The sequence below is a fragment of the Paenibacillus sp. FSL R7-0179 genome (assembly GCF_038002265.1).
Taxonomy (GTDB): domain Bacteria; phylum Bacillota; class Bacilli; order Paenibacillales; family Paenibacillaceae; genus Paenibacillus_AQ.
Map to the genome: position 1 here is coordinate 2,486,530 of NZ_JBBOCC010000001.1, position 22,669 is coordinate 2,509,198.

19 protein-coding genes, 1 tRNA gene and 1 other annotated feature are annotated in these 22,669 nt (G+C 55.5%); of the genes, 12 read left to right on the forward strand and 8 right to left on the reverse strand.

Features of this window, described 5'->3' with window-relative positions; genetic code table 11:
- Nucleotides 1-45: 45 nt before the first annotated feature.
- Both MKX63_RS11060 and MKX63_RS11065 read right to left on the reverse strand, forming a co-directional pair.
- Entirely contained in the window at nt 46-870 is an 825-nt protein-coding gene (locus MKX63_RS11060; protein ID WP_341017062.1) for a hypothetical protein, read from the reverse strand.
- Between the two features lie 42 nt (nt 871-912).
- Entirely contained in the window at nt 913-1,512 is a 600-nt protein-coding gene (locus tag MKX63_RS11065) for a phosphatidylglycerophosphatase A family protein (RefSeq protein ID WP_341017065.1), read from the reverse strand.
- A gap of 239 nt (nt 1,513-1,751) precedes the next feature.
- Here MKX63_RS11065 and MKX63_RS11070 point away from each other — a divergent pair, with 239 nt between their 5' ends.
- The 9 genes from MKX63_RS11070 to MKX63_RS11110 all read left to right on the forward strand — a co-directional run bounded on the left by MKX63_RS11070 (nt 1,752) and on the right by MKX63_RS11110 (nt 10,590).
- Complete coding sequence (locus MKX63_RS11070) at nt 1,752-2,873, forward strand: GerMN domain-containing protein (protein ID WP_341017066.1); 1,122 nt, start codon at nt 1,752-1,754, stop codon at nt 2,871-2,873.
- A gap of 192 nt (nt 2,874-3,065) precedes the next feature.
- Nucleotides 3,066-3,824 (forward strand): ribonuclease PH, encoded by a 759-nt coding sequence (gene rph / locus MKX63_RS11075; RefSeq protein ID WP_340938506.1) that lies wholly within the window; start codon nt 3,066-3,068, stop codon nt 3,822-3,824.
- A 1-nt stretch (nt 3,825) separates the two neighbouring features.
- Nucleotides 3,826-4,467 (forward strand): XTP/dITP diphosphatase, encoded by a 642-nt coding sequence (locus tag MKX63_RS11080; RefSeq protein ID WP_341017067.1) that lies wholly within the window; start codon nt 3,826-3,828, stop codon nt 4,465-4,467.
- Nucleotides 4,468-4,586: 119 nt separating this feature from the next.
- Entirely contained in the window at nt 4,587-4,733 is a 147-nt protein-coding gene (locus MKX63_RS11085) for a hypothetical protein (protein ID WP_341017068.1), read from the forward strand.
- 279 nt (nt 4,734-5,012) lie between these two features.
- Nucleotides 5,013-6,983 (forward strand): glycosyl hydrolase family 18 protein, encoded by a 1,971-nt coding sequence (locus MKX63_RS11090; RefSeq protein WP_341017069.1) that lies wholly within the window; start codon nt 5,013-5,015, stop codon nt 6,981-6,983.
- Between the two features lie 601 nt (nt 6,984-7,584).
- A complete protein-coding gene (locus MKX63_RS11095; protein ID WP_341017070.1) occupies nt 7,585-8,019 on the forward strand; it encodes an NfeD family protein in 435 nt (144 codons plus the stop codon).
- Nucleotides 8,019-8,954 (forward strand): SPFH domain-containing protein, encoded by a 936-nt coding sequence (locus MKX63_RS11100; RefSeq protein WP_341017072.1) that lies wholly within the window; start codon nt 8,019-8,021, stop codon nt 8,952-8,954. Before MKX63_RS11095 ends, MKX63_RS11100 begins: the two co-directional genes overlap by 1 nt.
- A 145-nt stretch (nt 8,955-9,099) precedes the next feature.
- Nucleotides 9,100-9,558, forward strand: a complete 459-nt coding sequence (locus MKX63_RS11105; protein WP_341017073.1) for a cupin domain-containing protein — start codon at nt 9,100-9,102, stop codon at nt 9,556-9,558.
- A gap of 195 nt (nt 9,559-9,753) precedes the next feature.
- Nucleotides 9,754-10,590, forward strand: coding sequence for an aldo/keto reductase (locus MKX63_RS11110; protein ID WP_341017074.1), 837 nt, complete (start codon nt 9,754-9,756; stop codon nt 10,588-10,590).
- A 64-nt stretch (nt 10,591-10,654) separates the two neighbouring features.
- Here the strand turns inward: MKX63_RS11110 and MKX63_RS11115 are convergent, their stop codons facing one another.
- Nucleotides 10,655-11,467 (reverse strand): CPBP family intramembrane glutamic endopeptidase, encoded by an 813-nt coding sequence (locus MKX63_RS11115; RefSeq protein WP_341017076.1) that lies wholly within the window; start codon nt 11,465-11,467, stop codon nt 10,655-10,657.
- A gap of 97 nt (nt 11,468-11,564) precedes the next feature.
- Nucleotides 11,565-13,409 carry an asparagine synthase (glutamine-hydrolyzing) gene (gene asnB, locus MKX63_RS11120; RefSeq protein WP_341017077.1) on the reverse strand — a complete coding sequence of 615 codons (1,845 nt, stop codon included), beginning with the start codon at nt 13,407-13,409 and terminating at the stop codon, nt 11,565-11,567.
- A 148-nt stretch (nt 13,410-13,557) separates the two neighbouring features.
- On the opposite strand from asnB, the gene MKX63_RS11125 reads away from it, so the two are divergent.
- Both MKX63_RS11125 and MKX63_RS11130 read left to right on the forward strand, forming a co-directional pair.
- Entirely contained in the window at nt 13,558-13,914 is a 357-nt protein-coding gene (locus MKX63_RS11125; protein WP_076083164.1) for a hypothetical protein, read from the forward strand.
- A gap of 187 nt (nt 13,915-14,101) precedes the next feature.
- A tRNA-Arg gene (locus MKX63_RS11130) sits at nt 14,102-14,175 on the forward strand.
- 519 nt (nt 14,176-14,694) lie between these two features.
- Here the strand turns inward: MKX63_RS11130 and MKX63_RS11135 are convergent.
- Together MKX63_RS11135 and MKX63_RS11140 are read right to left on the reverse strand one after the other, a co-directional pair.
- The gene (locus MKX63_RS11135) at nt 14,695-16,728 is read right to left on the reverse strand and encodes an arginine--tRNA ligase (protein WP_341018604.1); all 2,034 of its coding nucleotides are present in this window, start codon (nt 16,726-16,728) and stop codon (nt 14,695-14,697) included.
- 54 nt (nt 16,729-16,782) lie between these two features.
- Nucleotides 16,783-17,005: a binding site (T-box leader), on the reverse strand.
- 234 nt (nt 17,006-17,239) lie between these two features.
- Entirely contained in the window at nt 17,240-17,545 is a 306-nt protein-coding gene (locus MKX63_RS11140; RefSeq protein ID WP_341017078.1) for a hypothetical protein, read from the reverse strand.
- Nucleotides 17,546-17,737: 192 nt separating this feature from the next.
- Here MKX63_RS11140 and MKX63_RS11145 point away from each other — a divergent pair, with 192 nt between their 5' ends.
- The gene (locus MKX63_RS11145; RefSeq protein ID WP_341017080.1) at nt 17,738-18,097 is read left to right on the forward strand and encodes a hypothetical protein; all 360 of its coding nucleotides are present in this window, start codon (nt 17,738-17,740) and stop codon (nt 18,095-18,097) included.
- A 489-nt stretch (nt 18,098-18,586) separates the two neighbouring features.
- Here the strand turns inward: MKX63_RS11145 and MKX63_RS11150 are convergent, their stop codons facing one another.
- The gene (locus tag MKX63_RS11150; protein WP_341017082.1) at nt 18,587-21,931 is read right to left on the reverse strand and encodes a DEAD/DEAH box helicase; all 3,345 of its coding nucleotides are present in this window, start codon (nt 21,929-21,931) and stop codon (nt 18,587-18,589) included.
- Nucleotides 21,932-21,937: 6 nt separating this feature from the next.
- Complete coding sequence (locus MKX63_RS11155; RefSeq protein WP_341017083.1) at nt 21,938-22,648, reverse strand: TetR/AcrR family transcriptional regulator; 711 nt, start codon at nt 22,646-22,648, stop codon at nt 21,938-21,940.
- Between the last annotated feature and the right edge of the window lie 21 nt (nt 22,649-22,669).

The following is a 22,669-nucleotide window of genomic DNA, read 5'->3' on the forward strand; positions in this document are numbered from 1 at the left end:
TGACGGTGTCGTTCAGTGGCCTGCGGCCTGCGGTTATTCCCAATCTTAAGAATCCGGCTGGATCACCTTCATCTTGGACGGGTTGTTGATTTTGTATTTGACCGGATGCTGGGAGAGCTTCTTAGCTACAATCTTCGCTTCAAAAGAAACGGGATCGCCCTCCTTAAGCTCCAGCTTCTTCAGCGTGGCACTGTGGCTTGACCAGACTTCGTCAATGGCCAGCTCATGTCCTTCTATCGCTACATTGTCATAAATAATTACTTCATCATCGTTATCCGAAAAGTGGTTGGGAACAGTCGTGAACTCTTTGACAACCGCTGTAACCTTGAGCTTGTCTTCCGGCAGCTGGAGGGCAGGCTTCTTTTTGGAGGCGGCTGGCTTGCGCGGCTTCTCTGCAGGAGCCGTTGTCTCCGCAGAACTCCCACTCTCTGAACGCTCCGCAGTAGCGCCCTCCGCAGCACCAGCACTTCCCGCGCCCTCCACATCAGCCTCACCGCGAACCTCCGCATCATTCTCAACCGGCTGGTTCTCCAGCACCCCGGCTTCTCCGGCAGCGTCTGCCGGGTCCTCGGACCGTGCATCCGCCGCCGCTTGCGCGCGCTGGCCGAAGCTTGCGGTCTGCATTTCTTTGAGGTAAGCCGGGTGGATGCAGTGCTGCTGCTTATTCTCGAACTCGACCACGACCGTCTGATTATCCACAAACCCGACAATTTCACAAGGCAGGGTCACGCCCTGACGCTTGTACAGATAAGTCTTGACGCGGGTGGCTGAACCGGGCAGAAGATTCCATTCCTTGCACCGCTCAATCCGCTCATCCTCACTCTCGAACTCCTGGACAGCCAGCGGCTCCACTACGAACGAATAGGTCATGCACACTTCGCACCTTTCCTTTTATAAATAATTGCTCTCGTCTTATTCTGGCAACGTCTCCTCCAACCGGCTGCGCCGCGCTGCCTCTTCCGCGTCCTCCGGGGCATGGGGCAGACCCAGCTCCTGCTCACGTTCCGCCTGTTTGCGGTGGGCAATACGGCTGCTGGCCGCTGCGGCTACAGCCCCTACGATATCATCCAGATAGGTATGGATCTGGCCGGTGGTTTTGTCATTCAGCCTCTCCAGTACGCCGGGCTTGAGTTTGTCCACGTAACCATAGTTGGTGAACCCGATACTGCCATATACATTAACGATCGAGAAGGCGAGAATCTCGTCTACCCCGTACAAGCCTTCATCGTTCTCAATCATATCCTGGAGCGGCGAGAACAGCTTGCCCTCCTCCGCCAGTACATCGAGCTGGATGCCGGTCAGCACCGCATTTTGCACCTCACGCTTGCTGAGTACCATCTCAACGTTATGAATACATTCCTCCATAGTCAGGCCCGGATAGTATTTCTTCTGCAGCAGCATGACAAGCTCGGCGATCTCCTCCAGGGTGACTCCGCGCTTGTGCAGCCAGTACCGGGTCGCTTCGGCAACGGCTTTGCTGTTGAGGCTGTAAGGAATTTTGGCATCAGTCATAGGAAGTCCTCCATTCGTGAGTCGGGTGTGATTTGGGTATGTACTAAATTGTACGCAAGCGCAAGACCGATGTCCAGAAACGTCCGGATTTGTATCTCGCAAGCAGGCTCTGCCCCCACTCAGGGGTTCCGGCAGATCTTCTGTAATTTAGGATAAGCTGTTGTTATTTTTTGGACACAGGGCTCGTATACATAGCAGTACAAACTGATCTTAACGCTAGAAAGGGGTAATGAAGATTGATGAAACCTGTGAAACACCTCCGCGGGGCGTCAGCGGCTTGCCTGCTGGCCGTTCCGCTTGTGCTCTCCGGCTGCAGTCTGTTCGGTTCAGAATCCGCCGCTGTGGACCCGCCGCCCGCCGCCGTAGAAGCTCAAATGCTGCAAGTGAGCGGGGAAGATACGCTGGATACTGGTGTATTCGGGCCGGCCTCTCTGGATGAGACGGATCTGTCCGCCGGGGTGAAGGATACCGGTGCGCCTGCTGTAACCGGGGAGCGGACCACTGTGTATCTGGAGGATCAGAATGGTCTGCTGGCTCCGGTGGCTCTGTCTTTTCCGAAAAGCGAGGACACAGCCATGCTGAAGAATTCCCTCACGGCACTGGTCAGCAAGGGGGATTATGCCTCTGCACTGCCTAAGGGTTTCCAGGGCGTACTGCCCGCAGGGACGAAAGTGAATAGTGTATCTGTCGGCCAGGACCATGTCGCCATTGTTGAATTCAACTCGGCGTTTAACGACTACGATCCTGCAGATGAACGCAAAATCCTAGAAGCGCTGACCTGGACACTGACCGGTCAGGATGACATCAAGGGAGTGCAGCTCTGGGTTGATGGCAAAAAGCTGAACGAAATGCCGCTGCAAGGCACACCGCTGGATCGTCCGCTGTCCCGTACGATGGGCATTAACCTGCCGAAGAATAACTCACTGATGATGAATTCCAGCGCAGTCACGGTCTATTTCGCAGCAGCTTCACCGGATAGCGGCCACCAGTATTATGTTCCGGTTACCCGCTTTGTACCCGCTGGCGGGGATACGGTGAAGGCGGCGCTGAGCGAGCTGATTGCCGGACCGCAGTCCGAGAACGGTCTGGAGATGGTCATGACGCAGGGGACGATAGTTGATTCTGTAAAAGCAGGGCAGAACGGGGTAGTCACCGTATCGCTGACCGATGATATGTTCGATGGCAGCACAAGCATTCCTGAGGAGATGCTGGAGTCGGTCGTGCTGACGGTGGCCCAGAATACAGATGATTCGCTGGTGCAGATCCGCCTGAACGGCAAGGATACCGTTACGGGCACCAATAATGTCGATTACGGACAGCCGGTCTCCGCGCCGGAATATGTGAATGAGCTGCCGCTTTAGAGCGAATCCCCCCGGCTTAAAAAGATGCTTTTGTGCCTACTCTTTGATAGAATAAAGTATTGTTCATCCGAATAACGGGTCAGGAGCAGCGGTGCCGTTCTCTTCCACAGGGGGCGGCACCCGTTTCTGCGTATAAGATACGGATGAATGTATATACAAACTTCGCGCTATACGATGTAGGAGGCAGAAAAGATGAGATCAAACGGACGCAACGAAGATCAGCTCCGGCCAATAACAATAACGACCCAGACCAACAAATATGCAGAAGGCTCCGTCATCATTGAGATGGGAGATACCAAGGTCATTTGTACGGCAACCGTGGACGAGAAGGTCCCGCCGTTTCTGAAAGGACAAGGCAAGGGCTGGGTAACCGCCGAATATTCGATGCTTCCCCGCGCGACCCAGACCCGCAACCAGCGTGAAGCCGCGCGCGGCAAGCTGACCGGGCGGACCATGGAAATCCAGCGTCTGATCGGACGGGCCTTGCGTTCGGTGGTGAACCTGCAGGCGCTTGGCGAACGCAGCATTACGCTGGACTGTGATGTGATTCAGGCGGACGGGGGAACGCGGACGGCTTCGATTACGGGCGCTTTTGTAGCGATGGCCTTCGCTATGAATAAGCTTGCCCTTCAGAATAAGCTGACGGTCTTCCCGATTACGGACTACCTGGCGGCTATCAGTGTGGGGGTCGTCGGCGACAAGACGCTGCTCGACCTGAATTATGAAGAGGATTCCAAGGCGAAGGTGGATATGAACGTGGTCATGACGGGCAGCGGCGCTTTCGTTGAGGTTCAGGGCACGGGCGAAGAGCGGCCGTTCACCCGCCAGGAGCTGGATCAGCTGCTCGGTCTCGGAGAGAAGGGAATCTACGAGCTGATCGCTGTGCAAAAAGAAGTCCTTGGCGCCATCGCGCTCAAAATCCCTGCCGGCCAGACCGGCCAAGAGGTGTAGGATGAAGTCCGGCAGCGGAGTTCTGATTGTCGCGACGAAGAACAAAGGTAAGGTGCGGGAGTTCCAGCATGCCTTTACTCCCCTGGGACTTACGGTCAAAAGCATGTATGACTACCCGGACCTGCCGGATGTGGTCGAGGACGGGGCCACTTTTGCCGAGAATGCCTTCAAGAAATCCCGCGCTGTAGGGGACGCTCTTGGACTGCCGGTGCTGGCAGACGATTCCGGTCTCTGCGTAGAGGCGCTGGACGGAAGTCCCGGCGTGTACTCGGCCCGCTATGCCGGTGAGGCGGCGGATGATGAGGCGAATAATCTGAAGCTGATGAGCGAGCTGGAACGGCTGAAGCAGGGCGAGGATACCGGACAGCCGCTGCTGAGTCCCGCCCGGTTCGTCTGTGCCCTGTCGCTCTATGATCCGGCGGACGGCCGGGAATGGACGGCTGAGGGGACGGTCGAAGGCTGGATTACCTCCGAGCCGGCGGGCGCCGGCGGTTTCGGTTATGACCCGCTGTTCTATCTCCCGGAATACGAGAAGACGATGGCTGAGCTGACGCTTGCGGAGAAGCAGTCGATCAGCCACCGCGGGACGGCGCTGCGGCGTCTGACCGAGAAGCTTGCTGCCGCGCAGAGCAGCGGTCAATAGAAGATTTGGAACCCTGGAAGCAGCCCTTAAGCAGATTATGCTTGGGGCTGCTTCTGTTTTTTAGATAATAATCCCCCCTGATTATGGAAATTTATCCCTAGCATATCCTCCGGCTTTGTATGAGAATAAGAGTTGACTTCACCCCTTCGCAGATCCTGCATCCTCCCGCAAATCGCCGCATTCTACCCATCCTGACCAGTACCAAACAACAACCCATCCGCAGCGGTGCGAGTGATCCGTATGCCGCTGAACTGCGCTTTTTCTGAAAATATAAGTTTCTCGCAGAAACGGTACCGTTCTTTAAAAGGACGGCGAAGCCGTTTCCACTTGGCTGTGTTTCCCTAGTCTACCAGTTACAACTGCCAGGAATTTAATAGTTTCACAGGGTGAAGGTCAAGGCCAATCGGGTCCGGGAGGTGAACGCTGAGCTTTCTCATTCGCGGCAAGGGAAGAACGGTCACTTAATATCCTTAATGGCAGAGGCGCATGGATGTCCATGAAGCAGGCTTACAGGTTACGCATTGAACCGGGGAGGTAATCACGAAATGGCCTTTATCAAAAGAAAATCCTTTGTGCTTGGCTTGGCGGCAGTCCTTTTCCTTACTCTTTTTTCGGCTTTTGGTGCAAATAGCAGAACTGTTCAGGCAGCCGGTGACTACAAGATTGTCGGCTATTATGCTTCCTGGGCCGCCTATGGGCGGGCTTATAATGTAACGGATATCGACCCTGGCAAAATGAATGTCATCAACTATGCCTTTGCCGACATCTGCTGGAATGGAATACACGGCAATCCCGACCCGACCGGACCGAATCCGGTTACCTGGTCCTGCCAGAACGAGCAGGGGCAGGCGATCAGCGTTCCCAATGGCACCGTAGTGCTGGGCGATCCCTGGATCGATGCCCAGAAAAGCTTCGGTGATGATAAATGGGATGACCCGATCAAGGGGAATCTGAAGCAGCTCTGGAAGCTGAAGGAGAAGAATGCGAATCTGAAGACCATGATCTCCGTCGGGGGCTGGACCTGGTCCAACCGCTTCTCGGATGTTGCTGCCACAGCGGCAACCCGTGAGGTATTCGCGAGCTCCTCCGTGGATTTCATCCGCAAATACAAGATGGACGGCGTCGATCTGGACTGGGAATACCCGGTCAGTGGCGGGCTTGCGGGCAACAGCTACCGTCCTGAGGATAAACAGAACTACATCCTGTTGCTCCAAAAGATCCGGGAAAAGCTGAATGCCGCCGGAGCTGCCGACGGCAAAACCTATCTCCTGACCATTGCCTCGGGTGCAGGTCCGACCTACATCCAGAATAACAATCTCAGCGGAATCGCCTCTGTGGTGGACTGGATCAACATTATGACCTATGACTTCAACGGCAGCTGGAACCCTACTACCGGCCACAATGCACCGCTGTATTATGATCCGGCTGCCGCTTCATCCGGATTGACCGAACCGGCGAATTATAACATCGACAAGGCGGTGACCAGCTATCTGAGTGCAGGCGTACCGGCTAATAAGCTGGTGCTCGGCATGCCGTTCTACGGCCGGGGCTGGGGCGGGGCTCCTGCTGCGGGCAACGGTCAGTATCAGGTATCTGCCGGGATCTCCCAGACCGGAACCTGGGAGAAGGGCAACTACGATTTCAGTGATCTGGAAGCCAATTATATCAATAAGAACGGCTACACCCGTTACTGGAACAACACCTCCAAGGTCCCTTATCTCTATAACCCGACCAACCAGACCTTCATCAGCTATGATGATGCCGAATCCATCGGCTACAAAGCCAGTTATCTCAAGAGCAAAGGCCTCGCCGGGGCAATGTTCTGGGAGACCAGCGGAGACCGTAACAAGACGCTGCAGACTAAGCTCAGTGCTGAGCTGGGCGGCGGAGTGGTAACTCCAACAGCTACGCCGGTGCCGACCGCGACAGTGGCGCCGACGGCTACGGTGAAGCCATCGGCTACGCCGACCGCGACAGTGGCACCGACGGCCACGGTGAAGCCATCGGCTACGCCGACCGCGACGGTGGCGCCGACAGCAACGGTGAAGCCATCGGCCACGCCGACTGCGACAGTGGCACCGACGGCAACGCCGGGGCAATGCTCTACGGCAGCCTGGAGTTCCACCGCTGTCTACACACAGGGCCAGCAAGTCTCCTATGGCGGGCTGATCTATCAGGCCCAGTGGTGGACGCAGGGAGACCGGCCGGATCTCAGCGGTGCCTTCGGGGTGTGGCGGGTGACCGGTACCTGTGGTAACGCTACCCCACAGCCGACAGCTACGCCACTCCCGACAGTAAGTCCTTCGGCTACGCCGACGATAGCGCCAACTTCAACTCCTGTAGTGACGCCAGTCCCTTCGGCTACGCCAGGCGTTGCTGCCTGGAAAGCAGGCACCGCTTATAGTGTCGGCAGTATCGTAACCTTCAGCGGGCAATCCTACACCTGCCTGCAGGCGCATACCGCCCTTGCCGGCTGGGAGCCGAATGTCGCGCCTGCGCTCTGGAAGCTGAACTAATGGCGGAGCGGACAGCGCTCTTCAGGAGGAGGATAGGAAGAAGCTGACTATAGGGTGATACAGCGTTAACGTTCATCCATAGGAATCCAGCCATAGGGCATAAGTATGCCTAAGTATAAAAGAAGGAGCGGTGCCGGCTTTAAGCTGGCACCGTTTTTAAGTGCTCTTTCGAATAGAATGCGTTACAGAGCATGATTCTGCTTGTTAATTAGGAGGAGTGAGTGGAGATAACTGGAAAAAAGGCACTTAATTTCTCCGAAATGAATTACGCAAAGGGAAGAGTTGGAAAAAGTACAGTTAATCCGCCGGACTTTCTCGATTCACGAAAGAACGGACCGATTAAGTGTTGTTTTTCCAACTAATTTCTAAATGTGCCACAATTACTCCGAATTAGACGTACAATATCCACTTGCTTCGATTGGATATATTTATGTTTAAATACATCTTAGCCGTACTGTATTTACCTTTGCTGTTCATAAGCTTCCATAGGGTGAAGTATAATAAACAGACAGGCGGCTGTCCCGGCCTCCAAAAATTTTGTGAAACGTGATGCCGATTATTTCGTTATAGTAGTATATAGCGGAAGGTGGTGGGTTCACCAATGAGTATGTGGGTATTGTGGTTGATTGCCGCTGGCGTCTTGTTTGTTGTAGAGATGTTTACGTTTACATTCTATTTGTTATGGCTTAGCCTGGGAGCCTTGGCTGCCGGACTGGTTGCGCTTGTGCTGCCGGATGCATGGCTGCTGCAGGTTGTAGCGGGTTCGTTGTTAGCCCTGGTCCTGACGTTCTTCACCAAGCCATTGTCTGAGCGGCTGCGCAATGCGCGGGGCTTCAAGGATACGGGTACCGAGATTATCGGCAGGCAAGGTCTGGTCGTTGAACCGATTGAGCCTGGGCGTTACGGGCAGGTCAAGATTGGCGGCGATACATGGAGTGCAACCTCTACAGTCGCACTGGGCAAGGGTCAGCAGGTAATTGTAGTAAGAAGAAGCACGACCATTATTGAAGTAGAACGATGGGGGGATATGTACTAATGGAATTGGTGATTATCGGAATTATTCTTGTTGTAGTCGTAGTATTTATCGCAATGACGATCAAGATTGTCCCGCAGCAAAGAGTTGGAGTTGTAGAGCGTCTGGGTAAATTCCACCGGCTGCTCACACCGGGTCTGAACATTCTGATTCCGGTCATTGACCAGGTGCGGGTCTATCATGACCTGCGGATTCAACAGGCGAATGTACCGCCGCAGACGGTAATCACGAAGGATAACGTACAGGTGCAGATCGATACGATTATCTTCTATCAGGTAGTGGGTCCGGAAGAAGCAACATACGGAATCTCCGATTATGTGTATGGGGTACGGAATATCTCCACAGCCACCATGCGTCAGATTATCGGTAAGCTGGAGCTGGATGAAACCTTGTCCGGCCGTGAAAAAATCTCCTCCGATATCCGTCTCGCGCTGGATGAAGCGACAGAGAAGTGGGGCGTGCGCATTGAGCGTGTCGAAGTGATCGACATCAAGCCGCCGCTTGATATTCAGGAAGCCATGGACAAACAGATGAAGGCAGAACGCAGCAAGCGTGCGATTGTCCTGGAGGCGGAAGCCGCCAAGCAGGATATGATCCTTCGTGCCGAAGGGGATAAGCAGAGTAAGATCCTGAAGGCGGAAGGGGATAAGGAAGCCCGCATCCGTCAGGCGGAAGGTCTCGGTCAGGCGCAGGAGCTGGAAGCCCTCGGCCAGGCCAAGGCAATCGAAGCAGTGGCGATGGCCGAGAAGGCCCGGATTGCCATGATTGCCAGCGCAGGGCTGGATGAAAGAGTGCTGGCTTATCAGTCCTTTGAAGCCTTGACTGATATGTCTAAGGGACCAGCGAACAAAATATTCCTGCCAACCAGTGCAGTGGAAACGCTGGGCAGCCTGGGAGCCATTGCCGAAGTATTCAAGGCGGGCAAAGAAGGCAAATAAGCTTAAGACAATTTACAATTGCTGCAGTATCCGTTACAGTTAATAGCACAATCAGGCCGAGGCTTAGCAGGTACGCTTGTACCTCTTAAGCCTTTGCTTATGAAGACTGTTTTGCCGCTGTGCAAGACTTGAAGGAGAAGAACCCATGACGCAAAAAGAGATTTCCCCGCTCGTAGAAACCTTGGGGCTGCAGCCCCACGTGGAAGGCGGATGGTACAAGAGACTGTGGAATTCACCGTTTGAGATTCCCAAGGACACGCTGGGAGAGGCATACTCGGGCCCGCGCGCTTCAGCTTCATCGATCTATTTCCTGCTTCATGCTGACGAGACTTCGGACTGGCATACGGTGCTGTCCTCCGAAATCTGGCTGTATCATTCCGGCAGCCCGATCGTGCTTAGTCTGGGAGGCAACGGCGCAGAGCCGGAGAACGTAACAGAGGTTATCCTGGGTCTGGATATCGCCGCGGGCCAGCAGCCGCAGGTAGTGATTCCTCCCGGTGTATGGCAGGCCGCCCGTCCGCTGGGCGAAGAACCGGCACTGGTCTCCTGCATCGTATCGCCGGAGTTTCATTTTGACGATTTCAAGCTGATTGACAAGAAATAAGCTGTTTTGTAATGGAGTGCGGCCGGGAAGGGGCTGTGCTCCATTTTCATTTTTGTACAAGCGGGCATACAATCTTCACAATTTGGCAACCTATTCGCTATAACGGTGAACGGATTTCACAATTGGATGATTATGAGAGCGGTAATACGGTTAAGGAAGCTTGATGAATTCAAATTAGGCTTGGAGGGTATCGATATGACTGAAAAGAACGCACCATTTACAGGCGGGCCTACCTTGAACGATGGAGTAACGATGCCTTGGCTGGGTCTTGGCGTATGGCAGACCAAGGATGGCGAGGAGGTTATCCGCGCGGTAAAGTCTGCGGTAGAGACGGGGTATCGCAGTATTGATACGGCGGCCGGCTATAACAATGAAGAGGGTGTGGGGCAGGCGATCCGTGAATGCGGCGTTCCCCGGGAAGAGCTGTTCATTACCACCAAGGTCCGCAACCCGGATCAGGGGTATGAATCGACCCTGAAGGCTTTTGAAGTCAGCCGCAAGAAGCTGGGTCTGGAGCAGGTAGATTTATACTTGATTCACTGGCCGGTGGCCGGCAAATATAAAGAGACCTGGAAAGCGCTGATCCATCTGCAAAAGGAAGGGCTGGTCAAATCCATCGGGGTGAGCAATTTCCAGACGCATCATCTGGAGGATATCATCGACGACAGCGGCGTGGTGCCAGTGGTAGACCAGGTGGAGTTCCATCCGCTGCTGACCCAGCGTGAATTGCTGAAATATGCGCGGGAGCATGATATCCAGCTGGAGGCCTGGAGTCCGCTTATGCAGGGGAATCTGGATCTGCCGCTGCTGAAGGAACTGGCGGAGCGGTACGGCAAGACGGTAGCGCAGATTGTTCTGCGCTGGGATCTGCAGCAGGGCGTCATCACCATTCCGAAGTCGGTCCATCCGGAGCGGATCATTGAGAACGCCGGCTTCTTTGACTTCACACTTAGCGATGAGGATGTTAAGGCCATCGAGGAGCTGAATCAGAACCACCGCTTCGGCCCGGACCCGGATAATTTCAATTTCTGATTATAGAATGAGAATTTGGAGCAAAAGCAAGAGCAGACCGCCCCGGGCGGTCTGCTCTTGTGCATTAACGGCCTCTCCGGCGGAGAATCCTCATCAGCAGGATGCCGTGGAGGATGACCAGCATACTGCAGACCATCGCCATAACATCGGCCGCCTGATCACTGGCAGTCAGCAGATCGAAGATCCCGTGCCATACAATGACTGGAATAATGCTCCAGCGGCTTCCGGCGCAGATCCAGGCCAACACAACTGAGCCGTAGACCAGGCTGATTGCCCAGCCCAGCACCCCAAAGCCCATTCCGAGATAGTTCTCGTTGAACCAGAACGCCGGCAGATGCCAGGCCATCCAGATCAGGGCTACGAGCAGGGCCGAAGTGAACAGTGAATAGTGCCGGTGCAGCTTCGGCAGCAGGTAACCGCGCCAGCCGCTCTCTTCCCCGATGCCGAAGGTAAGCATCCACACCAGGGAAGTCATCCCGATGCCGAACCGGGGAGGAAGATCGGAGGTTAGACCGAACTGCTGCATATCTGGTAAGCTGCCGGTAATTAAGGTGTGGGCCAGCACCGCAGCTGCTCCATAAGCGAGCGGAAGACCGGCTGCGATCAGGGGCCATTTTAGAGAAAAAGACAGAGAAAATGCAGTTCTGCACCACACCAGAATGCCTTCCTCTCCAGACCGCTTCAGGCTGATTAAGGTGCCGAGCAGCGGGCCGAAGGAGCCGAGATAGAACTGGCTGGGCAAGACCGGCAGGCCAGCTGCGAACTGTTTGTTAAGCAGCAGCGGCAGCCAGCAGAGCCAGGTGAACCCGAAGGTGACCAGCATGAAGAGGGTCAGCCTGCTTTTGGACGGAGAATCCGATTTGACGATAGACTGCATTGGATCAGACCCCTAAATCACCGGATGTGCTTCATTTATTGTTGTAGAGGGTAGCCTCCGGGGAGTCTGCGGCAAAGATCACAGATCCCGCCTGTAATCAGCCGATCGACACATTGTAAGTCTTCAGCCACAGGTTGACCTGGGCCAGATAAGCGAATAATTGCGGGCCGGACATCAGCTGGCCGAACCATGGCAGATTGGTCGAAGACTCTGGTGACGCGGCGATGTCCCGGATTTTGGCCGGATCAATGAGCGGGAGGATGGGGGAGGAGGGATCGTCCAGAATGCTCAGCACCTGTGAGCGCACCTTGTTCAGATAGGCAGGGTTATGCGTTTTGGGGTACGGGCTTTTTTTGCGGTAGAGCACATCGTCCGGCAGTACGCCCTCCAGCGCCTTGCGCAGAATGCCTTTCTCCCGGTTGCCTGTCATCTTAATTTCCCATGGAATGTTAAAAACATATTGCACCAGCCGGTGGTCACAATACGGAACGCGTACCTCCAGTCCCACGCCCATGCTCATCCGGTCCTTGCGGTCCAGCAGGGTCGGCATGAAGCGGGTAATGTTGAGATAGGACATCACACGCATCTGTGCCTGTTTGCCGGTCTCACCGTCAAGCTTCGGTACCTCGGCCACCGCGTCGCTGTACCGGTCTCCTAAATATTCCAGCGGACGTATCCACTCCCGGATTTCCGGCGATAATAATCCGGCACGCATGTTGGGTGCCACTGACCAGGGGAAGGTACCGGAGGATAACATCTCCTCACGGTGGAACCAGGGGTAGCCGCCGAAGATTTCGTCTGCTGCTTCGCCTGAGATGGCTACGGTGGCTTTCTTTTTGATCTCCTGGCAGAACAAATAGAGTGAGGAATCCACGTCGGTCATCCCCGGCAAATCGCGGGAGTACAGGGCATTATCGAGTGCGGCTGCCAGCTCCGGTGTGTCAAAAGCGATAAAGTGATGGTTCGTGTCCAGCTCGTCGACCATCCGCTGAATCCAGGGACCGTCGGCTCCGGGCTGGAAGGTATGGCTTTTGAAATGCTTGTCGTTGTCTACATAATCGACTGAGAAGGTATCGACCCGGCCCTGGCCGGTCCGCTTGTAATAATCTACGGCAAGCGCGGTCAGGGCGCTGGAGTCCAGTCCGCCGGAGAGCAGTGAGCAGACAGGGACATCAGAGACCAGCTGGCGCTCCAGCGTATCCTGAAGCAATTCGCGCACCCGTGCTGCCGTCTCATCCACGTTATCGGTATGCCGGACACTCTCCAGCTTCCAGTAGGCATAGCTGCGGATTCCGCTGCGGCTGTAAATCATGGCATGACCCGGGCGAAGCTCGAATATATCTTTGTATACCCCTTGTCCCGGAGTCCGTGCCGGACCGATTATGAAAATCTCGGCCAGACCCTCCGGTCCGACCTTCGGCTGGACGAGGGGATGCTGCAGCAGCGCCTTGGGCTCCGACCCGAAGACGAAGACGTCATCGACTTGGCTGTAGAACAGCGGCTTCACGCCCAGGCGGTCACGAGCCAGGAATACCTGATCGCGCAGGCTGTCCCAGACGGCAAAGGCGAAGATGCCATTGAGCTTCTCCGTGCAATCCGGCCCCCATTCGATGTAGGCATGCAGCAGAACCTCGGTATCGCATTCCGTGAGAAAATGATGCCCGCGCTGCTTCAGCTCTTTTTTCAGCTCAGGGGCATTATATAGCTCGCCGTTATATACTATTGCGTACAGCTTATCTTCATGGCGGGCAATCATCGGCTGTGCACCATTCTCAGGATCGATGACGCTGAGTCGGCGGTGACCGAAGGCAATAGGTCCTGAAATCCAGGTTCCGGCTGCATCCGGTCCGCGGTTGGCTAACGTTTCGGTCATTCTGACGAGCAGTTGCGAGTGCCCTGTAAGATCACCGCGCCACTGGACAAATCCGGTTATTCCGCACATGTCTGATTCATCCTCTCTTTTGTGCGATTGTTGTCTGTCCTTTCTTTTTTGCCAAGTAATACAGATATATGCCGATTGAAGGGATAAAATGTATGTCCTTATCCGAACACTAGGGGAGAGGGAAATTTGCCAGGAGGGATGATGACAAGTGTATTACATTAAAGACGCCAAAATCCGCAGAATGACTGATTACGACGGTGCGCCTTGCGCAGAGGTTGGCGTATTGCCTGGAGCTGTGGGCGATTCCGCGCTGCTGGTGTATATTGTTGAGGATCAGCGCGAGGAGGGCTATGAAATTGTCCGGATTCTGACGAATGATGCGGATACGGCCACCGACTGGTTCGACAATAATCTGCATGATGCCTTCCAGGACGTTACGGTCAGCGGCTTCACCGGCAGCACCGTGATGACCCCGGAGGATGAACGCTCCAAGTTCCAGCGCGAGCTGCTGATCTTCGGCGATCTGAAGCGGCAGCTGGGCGAGCATTTCCGGCAGGTTCCCTGAGCCCGCATCTTCCGCAGTTCATGTCCAGGCTTGACTATAGAGCAGGAGGCTTTCCGTATCACGTCACGGGAAGCTTCTTAACTGGAAGAGTTTGGTCTTGCTAATTCTGGCGAATCAGGTATAATAAATAACGTTGCATTAATACATAACTATTTAAAAGCTTTGGTTGTCCCACGTTACTCTACGTGTCCCGGTAGCTCAGTTGGATAGAGCATGCGCCTTCTAAGCGCACGGTCGGGGGTTCGAATCCCTTCCGGGACGTATATGAAACAGCCCTCCATATGGAGGGCTGTTTCAGCGTCCGGAGGATGAGAACCCAACGCGTCAGCGAGGGGACGTTGGAGCATCAGCTTCGATAGCACTACTTCGCAATCAGCCCAAATGGGCTGTATCCCTTCCGGGACGTCATAACAGCAGCCTTCCTTCGGGAGGGCTGCTTTGTTGTTTGGAGGATGCGAAATACATAACATTATTAAAGCTCAAAAACCAATCATCCCCAAGTAGCGTTCTTAGTACGCTCAATTTAGCATGGTCTATCTGTCGCTGAATTTACTGAATGCAGCCCAAATAAGCGAATGTAATGTATAAGTTCCTCTGAGTTCACCAGATTTGAGCAAAATGAGCGTATGAGGTGCAGAAGTGCACCTCATTACACAGGATGCACGCAGAAGTGTGCGGATGGAGAAGGGGGAGCCGTGCAAGCTGCACGGACCCGCATAGGTTGCTGCTCATTCATCCGCTAGAGCGATTGGTTCTTAAGAGGATGAAGGATCGGTGTGTCTACATCCGCTCTGGCTTAGGCAGACCGAGCACATCCAATGCTTCGCCCAGCGTATCGGTGAAGCTGCGGGTCAGCCACAGGCGGAAGGTGATGCTGGCTTCCCCGCCTTTGAGAATCGGACAAGCTGAGTAGAAGTTACTGAACAACGAGGCCAGGGAATAGGCATAGTTACAAATCGTATTCGGCGTAAGCTCCCGGCTTGCTGTATAGAGTGTGTCCTGCCACAAGCTGAGCTGTCTCAGCAGGGCAAGCTCAGCTGCTTCGAGCTGCGCCGGGAACAGAGGCGCCCCGCCCACGCCTGACTCTCCAGCGCCAGCCCCGCCAGCGCCAGCCCCGCCAGCGCCAGACCCGCCCACGCCAGCCCCGCCAGCGCCAGCCCCGCCAGCGCCAGCCCCGCCAGCGCCAGACCCGCCCACGCCAGCCCCGCCAGCGCCAGACTCGCCAGCGCGAGACTCGCCCACGCCACCCGTCGCAGCCTTACTAAGTACGCGCTGCGCCCGGGCGTAGGCGTACATCAGGTAAACGCCGGTGTTGCCGGAGATTTCCATCGCCTGTTTGAAGTCGAACACAATCTCGGTGCCCAGATTGAAGCGCAGCAGGTAGTAACGGATGGCAGCGGTGGCGATGAGCCGGCTGGACAGGCCGTTTTTATCCGAACGGGTGGATTCAATCATGTCTTCCATGAGCCGGACCAGCTCGGTTACCTTAATGCCGATTCCCTGGCGCCCGGACATGGCGTAGGAGCTTTTGCCGCTGGAGGTATCAATGCCCAGACTGGCTGCAGAAGCGGGACTCAGCGAGACCACCCCATAGCTGACATGATGCAGCGCGTCTGCCTGCGCACCGAATCCCAGTGCCTTGAGCGCCTGCTTGACCATCAGCTGCGGGTATTCCTGCCGGTAATCGATGACGTTCACGACCTGGTCCGCCCGTCCAAAAGGCAGAGCCTGTCCGCTCAAGCCGGTCGTCCACAGCCCGCTCTGAAATTCGCTGTAGCTGAAATCCTTCTCCAGCAGTCCGAACTTCCACAGATGATAGGCGATGTCCTTGGCGGTATAGGTCAGAATTCCGTTCGAGCGCACCAGCACCTTATCCTTCTGATGCTCCTCCTGCATGTCCGGTGCAGCGTCTTCAGCGGGTTGCTTCAGAATCCAGCAGCCTGCCAGCTTGCCTTCGGTCTCCTGCACGAAGATCTTCGTCTGCGACAGCAGCTCGAACGCGGAGGCCCAAAAGCCCTCCTTCAGAATGCTGCTCTCCCACACCAGCAGATCGTAGTCAATGCCGAACCCCCGCATCTCCTCCACATGCTCTTTCACAATCTGCCCGGCGACGAGGTTGCCAATCCAGGCAGTATTACCATGGCCTTCCTCCAGCGCATGAAGAATCCCGGTCCGTTTCTGCACCATCTCCGGCTGCTGTGCGTACGTTTTGTTAATCTCGGCATAGATGTCCCAGCAGTAGTCTCCGAATCTTACATGCTCTCCCGCCAGCGGAACATTCAGCAGACCGGCAACGGTATCTGCCAGCTGATTGCCGAGATCATCCACATAGTTGTGTACCTCAACAGAATGGCCGGTCGCCCGCAGTACTCTCACCAGCGCATCCCCGATACAGGAGTTTCTTAAATGGCCGATATGCATACTTTTATTCGGGTTAACGGACGTATGCTCGACGATCACCTTCGACCCCCCAGCATGCTGAGGAAGCGTGAAATTCCCCTTCGCCCGTGCCCAGGCCTGCCAATCCAGATACATATTAATGAACCCCGGACCGGCTACCTCGGTTCTCAGCACCAGTCCGTGCACAGAGCCCGAAGCTTCGAGCTCAGCGGCGATTAGCCCGGCGATAGCCAGTGGAGCTTTGCGCAAGGGGCGGGCGAGCTGCATAGCGATATTGCTGGAATAATCCCCGTGGTCGGCACTCGCCGGCTGCTCCAGGGCAATATGGACTTCAGCGATGTCGGGCACGCCCAGAGTTAACGCGATGGTGTGAACAGACTGCTTCAGGCTTTCTTGAATAAGCTCACTTAACATTGGCATCAATAACAACCTCCTGAATAAAATAACGACAAAAAAAGCCTTCATCTCCTAAGAGACGAGGCTTGTGCGCTCGCGGTACCACTCTCGTTGCTGAAGCCTTACGGTTCAGCCACCTTACAGGTTAACGGTCCTCGGCCGGGGCTTCCTACTCTAAGGTTCAGAAGTCCATCTCACGGGTGCGCTTCATGGTTCTAATCTGTACCGGCTTCCACTAACCCGGCTCGCTGGGGACTAGATATAAGACCATTACTCTCCCGGTCATCGATTGAATATGGATTTGTATCAGTATAGCGAATTTCTGGGAGAAAGCAAGAGCAGATTACTGTGCAGCAGGCGTCCTCCGGTTAATAATTACTCGTCATTGGGCGCTCCTGTCAGATTCTTAATGTCTGTTGAACCATAAATCAGCAGCATAATTACAATGACCAGCAGGAGCCCGCCGGCAAATCCTTCTCCGTCAAAACTGTCCATAACCCCATCCCTCCCATTTTACTTTCGTAAGTGTTCAGATGTTCCCGGCTTTCTTTTTCAAAGCGGTCATGATCTCGTTCAGCGTCAGGCTGCTGTTGTCATCGAGGAAGCTGACCAGCTTATCGACATTGTCACTACTCAGATCGCTTAGGGTTTTATATTTGCCTACCAGACTGACGAACATCGATGCGTCCGTGTACATCTGGATAGAGTCTACTTTCAGCTTGCCGGTCAACAGAAGTGCAGCTACGGCGAATTCAAGCCCTTTAGGGGTCTGGGTTTTGGGGCTGGATGATGTTTTTTTGGCGGCGGGCTTCTTTCCTTTTCCTGGAGGGGGCATGGGAGTCCCTTCTTCCGTTCGGCATTCGTATGCAGAAAGCTCAGCCTATGGGCAGTCTTTCCTTATTCAAGGATATGCGTGCCTGCGGTCATTGGTGATTGGGCTCAGGCCTGTGTCCACACCGTTACAGGAACGTCCGAATATGAATATATCGTGCATTGACACTAGAACTTCAAGGGAGGGCGAGACAGGATGGCGATTTTGTCAACAGGACCGATAGAGAACAATGCCGTTTCGGGAGTCAGACCTACGCAGACGGTGACGGTAAGAATTGTCAAGCGGAGTGCCCCAGGCAGCACCTCTATTAGTATTCAGGGATACGTGCTGGGCGCTACCAGAACGCTGTATGTCAGTGAGGTGATTGATGTTGCTCCGAATCAGGTGGTAACCCGGGATTATTTTGCCGATCTCAATGCCTTTGAATTTGTGTTCATCACTGGAGAAGTAGATGAAGATGAGATTGGAATATCCGTGTGGGGCAAGACATCGACCGGCCAACTGGTGAATGCACACCGTGTAGTGACGCATGAGAAATTAAGCTCAGACGTATAGAGGGTTAGGATATTATTCTGGACTTGCCAGCTGTAAAATGAAACAGGGACCTTGCAGAGCTGCTCGCTCAGAAGGTCCCTGTTTATATTTGGGTTATACCGGAACGCAAGCCTCGGCAGGCATCCAGTGGGCATCCTGGCCCTCCCACTTCACATTGCAGCCAATCGGGTTGGCCGGCACGCAGTATACCGGACTTGCCGGATGCGTCCAAACCGGGTTCCGCTTCAGGTTCTTGTCCCGTCTTCAAAGCACGCATTTTGCTGGTATTGTATTCTGTGCAATAGAAACTGTACTTTTGGGCGCAAAAAACCATTCTACTGCATTTCATACATTTGATTTTTGAATTTCTGCTCGGAAACAGCAGATACGTAAAACTCTAGTGTACAAAGTGCAACAGATCCGATTTCTCAGCCAATATGGCCTTATTCTAGTGTACAAAATACAGCAGAAAATCTCCCAGGCCGGGTCTGGCAACAACTCGCAGATGCCTCAGATAGAGAGGATCTCGCGGATGTCCTGTTCGCTCAGGCCGGGCAGCGCCTCCTGCCCCGGCTGGATCACCTCGTCAATCAGATTTTTCTTCTTCTGCTGCAGCTCGTACATCTTATCCTCCACTGTACCCTGGGCTACCAGGCGGATAACCTGGACGATCTTTTTCTGCCCGATCCGGTGGGCGCGGTCGGCCGCCTGCTGCTCGACCGCAGGGTTCCACCACAGGTCGTAGAGAATGACCGTATCGGCACCGGTCAGGTTGAGGCCGGTGCCGCCAGCCTTCAGCGAGATCAGGAACAGGTCGCGCTCGCCTTCATTGAAGCGGCTGCACAGCTCAACCCGCCGGGAGGCCGGGGTCTGTCCGTCCAGATAGAAATGCGGAATCCCGAGCAGGGCCAGCTCGCGCCCGATCATACCGAGCATCTGCGTGAACTGCGAGAAGATCAGCATCCGTTTGCCGGAGCTGCGGCACTCATCGATGATCTCCAGCAGCTGCTCGAATTTGCCGGAGCCTCCGGTATATCCGTCCACGAACAGGGCCGGATGGCAGCACAGCTGGCGCAGCCGGGTCAGTCCGGCCAGCACCTTGATCCGGCCGCCCCCAAAGCTGTCGCTGTCCAGATGCTTGAGCGCCTCTTTGCGTAGCCGCGCCAGATAAGCGACATAGAGCCGTTTCTGCTCCGGCAGCAGCTCGGAGGCCTGGAGGGACTCGATTTTGTCCGGCAGCTCCTTCAGCACATCGCTCTTCAGACGGCGCAGCAGGAAGGGGCGGGCGCGCCTGGCGACCGTCTCCCGGGGAAGGTCATGGAAGGCTTTCTTCCCGGGGAACAAGCCGGGGAAGACAACGCTGAAGATCGACCACAGGTCCTCCAGTGCATTCTCCACCGGTGTACCGGTCAGCGCAAAACGGTAACGTGCCTGAAGCAATCTGACCGCCTGTGAAGTCTGGGTCTCATGATTCTTGATCATCTGCGCTTCATCCAGAATGAGCGTATGGAACGACCGCTTGGCGTACTCGTCCACATCTCTGCGCAGCAGCGGGTACGAGGTGATGATGACATCATGCCCGGCCGTGTTCCGCACGATCCGGCCGCGTTCACCAGAGTTGCCGTCAGCAATGACCGCCTTAATCTCCGGGGCGAAGCGCTTCAGCTCATTAAGCCAGTTATAGACCAGGGAAGCAGGGGCAACCACCAGCGCAGGTACGCCGCTCTGCCGGATGTCCTCCAGCTCAGAGAGCAGGAAGGCGATGCTCTGGAGTGTTTTGCCGAGGCCCATGTCGTCCGCCAGAATCCCGCCGAAGCGGTAATGGGCCAGCGTCCTCATCCACTGGAAGCCGTACTGCTGATAATCCCGCAGCACGGGAGCCAGACTCTCCGGCAGCGGAAAGTCAAGATTCTCGGGACTCGCCATATTAGCGAGCAGCCGCCGGAAGGAGCGGCCGGTCTCGATCGTCTGCCCCTGGAGGGTGCCTGCATGGAGATGGAGGGCGCGGACCAGCGGCAGGGAGAACTCCGAACTCCGGATATCCACGCTGCGGACGCCGAGCTCGTTCATCAGGTCGATAATTTCCTGGAACTCTGAGGTATCCAGCGGGAGCAGGGCTCCGTCCTTGAGCCGGTGATACTTACGCTTTTCCTGAAGAGATTTCAGGACCTCTGTGATGTCTTTATCCGTGATGCCATCCATGGCGAATTTGAAGTCGAGCCAGTCGGTCTTCTCGTTCCAGCTCAGGCTGACCTTGGGCGGAGCATGCTCCGTAAGCACCCGATCCTTGACTGCAGTGGTCGCATAGACCTGAAGCAGCGGCTCCAGCAGCGGGATGGTATGATGCAGGAAGTCGAATTCCCCGTCCTCGTCACGCATGATATATCCGCTCTCCGTCCGCGAGAAGGACTCATGGGCCATCAGGTCCAGAATCCGCCGCTCGGCTTCCCCGTCCCGCATCAGAATGACCTCGCTGCTCCGCTCATGGGCCTTTTCCTCCAGCGGATTGATAACAATCCCGCCGTACTGGAATTCAAGCCCGGCCAGCAGCCGGTCCCTTACCCGGTCCAGGTAAAGTCTGGCGTGAAGCCGGGTCTGGACGATCTTATCCGCAATGGAGTCGGCAATGCTCACCCTGCCCAGCTTCTTCAGCCCGGGGATGACGGTTTCCATGAAGGGCTCCATCTGCTCAGGTGCAATCGCCAGGGTGTCCCGCCGGCTGCCGCTGAGCATCCGCTTCAGCTCGGAGAGCCGCCCGCATTCCTGCGCCGGGAGCTTCAGCAGCCTGCCCTCGGTCAAGACCAGCCCGTAGCTCTCCAGAATCGTAAGCTGCTCAAGTCCCCGGACATCCAGCCGGTAGCCGTCCTCCTGTGCCTGGTCGAACTGGAAGCTGAGCGGCAGCAGCTCCTCCGAGAGGGACAAGCGGTCCAGCAAAAGCTGGCCATACTGAAGGCGAGCGGCAGGTGCTGCTTCCAGCAGGGGATACAGACTCTCCCAGAAAAAAGGGGCCACCGGCAGCAGCCGGTCATTCCCTGGAGGGTTAGTGCGGGAACCATAGGGGCTAGTGAGATTGTGGTAGACCTTCTCATTCAGCATAATCTCAATCAGCTTCTGCAGAATCTCATTATCCTCTTTGGAGAAGCTGTGCAGGGCGGGATCATAGCTGAAATGCGCCGTGAATTCATAAGGCTCGCCCCGGTGCACCTGCTCCAAAAAAGATCTGATCTTCTGCACAATATAAAGGCGTTTCGGACCAAGCCTCACTTCCAGCCCAAGCATCGTGCTGCCGTAGCTGAAGTTGAAGGGCCGGCAGATGAACTCCACCTGAAGCGGTGTCCGCAGATCGATATACGTGCCTGCACCGCTTGGCCGCTGCCGTCCTCCGGTGAATATTCCGAGCATGCTGCTCACCAGCTGCCGGTCTCCGCTGCGCTCCCGGTGCTCTGCCCCGGCGGGGCCGAAGCTGTCCTCTGCCAGCGGCGGACTGCCGGCCTGTGCGGGATGAGCCTCCCCCGCATCTGCCTGCATCTCCTCAGCCTCTTCAGCTCCGGCTGTCCGGCTGCGGTAGAGAACCGCCACCAGCGCCGCCGCAATATGCTTGCAAAAGGGGCCGCCGTGATAGTAAGCCGGGCAGGTGCATTCTCCCTGCACATCCCCGTCACTGTCGATGATCAGCGCAATCTCATGGCTGTCCAGCCCATGGACCTCAGCGCGGTATTTGGAATACTCGTCTTCCTCATTATGCTCCGTATAGACAAGGTCCACCTTATGGGCATGATAATAAGCTGCCCCCTGGTCAAAAGCGGCGTTGCCGCACAGCAGCTTGATTACCCGTTCCGGCACCTGATAACCCACGTATACTCACTTCCTTTTATTGCTTCTGTCTAAGCCATTCCCGCCGATCCCATGCAGAATGAAGCTTATAGTCTGTTCAATCTCAGCCTCATCATTCCAGTCCTGCTCGGGCATCAGCACCAGCCGCGTCAGCAGGTATCCGATAATCGCCGATATCGTGAAGCGGATAATTGCAGGCGTTGGCGCGTCAATCACTTCACCTTCCGCTTTGAAGTGCTCAGTAATTGCAGTAACGCGGGCCAGGACCTGCTCGAAGATATTCTCGGTCAGCTGCTCCTTCAGCGCAGGCTGGAAGGGGATCTCCTGAATGAGAATTTTGACGATCTTGAGATTCCTGCGGACGAACTCCAGCCGGTTCACCATGAAGGCCTTAAGGAAATCCTCGTAGCTCTCGAACGGCACATCCAGCACACCGCTGAAGTTGCGCAGCACGAACGGGGCGATCATCCGGCTCATGGTGGGGACCACGATGGCAAGCAGGAGATCTTTTTTGGTCCGGTAATAACGGAAGATCGTGCCTTCGGCCACGCCCGCCTTCTGGGCGATTTCACTGGTGGCGGCCGCCGAGAAGCCCTTCTCTGCAAACACATCAATCGCCGCCCGCAGAATGGACAGCTGCTTGGGCGTGACCTGCTCCTTCTCGCTGAGATCCAGCAACTCCTGAACCCACTGGTCTTGCTCCAGCTGCTCCTGATCGGCAGCAGGGTTATTCTCCATCAATAGAACCTCCAGACTCTT